At 70.6% G+C, this 1,637-nt stretch carries 1 protein-coding gene; it reads left to right on the top strand.

Annotated elements, in window-relative coordinates:
- Window positions 1-59 precede the first annotated feature (59 nt).
- On the top strand, window positions 60-1,637 hold a 1,578-nt coding region (locus tag ACFP2V_RS38565; protein ID WP_381221423.1), incomplete at its 3' end, for an IS200/IS605 family accessory protein TnpB-related protein.

Raw genomic sequence — 1,637 nt, 5'->3', positions numbered from 1 at the left:
CCTGTACGGCCGCAGATCGGCGACGAACCGGGCGCGAAAGGCGTTGGAGGCCGCCGAGCATGGCTGACCTCCGCCCGATCGACGTCCCGTTCGTCGCGCTGGGCCCCACCGGTGTGGCGATCCGCGACCGGCTGGGGCACCTCACCACCGAGGACGAGCAGGTACTGCGCCTGCTCGGCGCGCATCTCGGGTCGCTGGCCGCGAGGGATCTCGCAGCCCGCTGCCGTGATGGGCTCGGCCACTCCACGGACACCTGGGCGGCGCGGAAGCGGGAGCTGACCGCCGCCTCGTCGTCCCGGTGGGGCGGGGCGATCACGAAGGCCACGCATGACCAGTGGGCCTTGTCGCGTCGCTGCCAACTCGCCCACATCCAAAGCCTTCAGGCCGGTATCAAGACGATTCGGCACCGCCTGTCCCAGCCGATCGGCCAGAAGGGCACCAAGCGCGCTCCGGGCGGCTACCGTTCGAAGAAGGAGTGGTTCCAAAAGACCCGGCGTCTGCATGTCCTCGAGGAGCGTCTGGAGCGAGAGCGGGCCGACCGTGAGGCCGGTGTCGTCCACGTCGTGCGCGGCGGCAAGCGCCTGGCCCGTAATCGGCACCACCTCGGCGCCGCGCAGCTCACCGAGAGTGAATGGCGCGAGCGGTGGGAAGCCGAGCGCTGGTTCCTCGCCGCGGACGGCGAATCCGGGAAGCGGTACGGGAACGAGACGATCCGCGTCACCCCGGACGGGGAGGTGAGTATCAAGCTCCCTGCCCCGCTCGCCGAGCTGGCGAACGCCCAGCACGGCCGGTACGTACTCGCCGCAAAGGTCTCATTCCCGCACCGCGGCGAAGAATGGGCGGACCGGGTGGAGGCGAACCGGGCGGTTGCCTACCGCATCCACCTGGACGTGGAACGCGGACGCTGGTACCTGACCGCCTCGTGGCAGATCCCGCCCACCAGGACCATCCCGATCGACGCCGCCCTCGCCGAAGGTGTGGTCGGCGTGGACACCAACGCCGACCACCTTGCGGCCTGGCGCCTGGATGCCCACGGCAACCCGGTCGGGCGGCCCCGCCACTTCTCCTACCAGCTCAGCGGGTCGGCCGAGCACCGTGACGCCCAGGTACGGCACGCGCTGTCCCGGCTGCTGACCTGGGCGAAGTCCTGCCAAGTGGCCGCTGTCGCCATCGAAGACCTGGACTTCGCGGCGGACAAGACCCGCGAGAGGCACGGCCGAAAGAAGCGGTTCAAGCAGCTCATCTCCGGCATGCCCACCGGCAAACTCCGCGCGCGCCTCACCTCGATGGCGGATCGGACCGGCATCAGCATCATCGCTGTCGACCCGGCCTACACCTCGAAATGGGGCGCCCAGCACTGGCAGAAGCCCCTCACCGGCAAGAACCGCAAGGCGACCCGTCACGATGCGGCGAGCATCGCGATCGGGCGACGCGCCCAGGGGCGCCCGATCCGGCGACGGACGACACCGCCCCCTGCTCACCAGAGTGATGAGCAGGGGCATCGGACCGTCCAGGCCCGACCGGATGCCCTCGGGCGCGAGGGACCCCGCCCCCGCACTCCCGGACCACGGACACGATCCGTGCCGCCGGACGCGGCGAGCACGCGGGCGACCAGGACACCCAAAACCGTTCGGGAT

The organism is Streptomyces incanus, from assembly GCF_042656345.1.
In the GTDB taxonomy this organism is placed as follows: Bacteria; Actinomycetota; Actinomycetes; order Streptomycetales; family Streptomycetaceae; genus Streptomyces; species Streptomyces incanus.
This window is presented reverse-complemented; position numbering and strand designations above follow the sequence as displayed.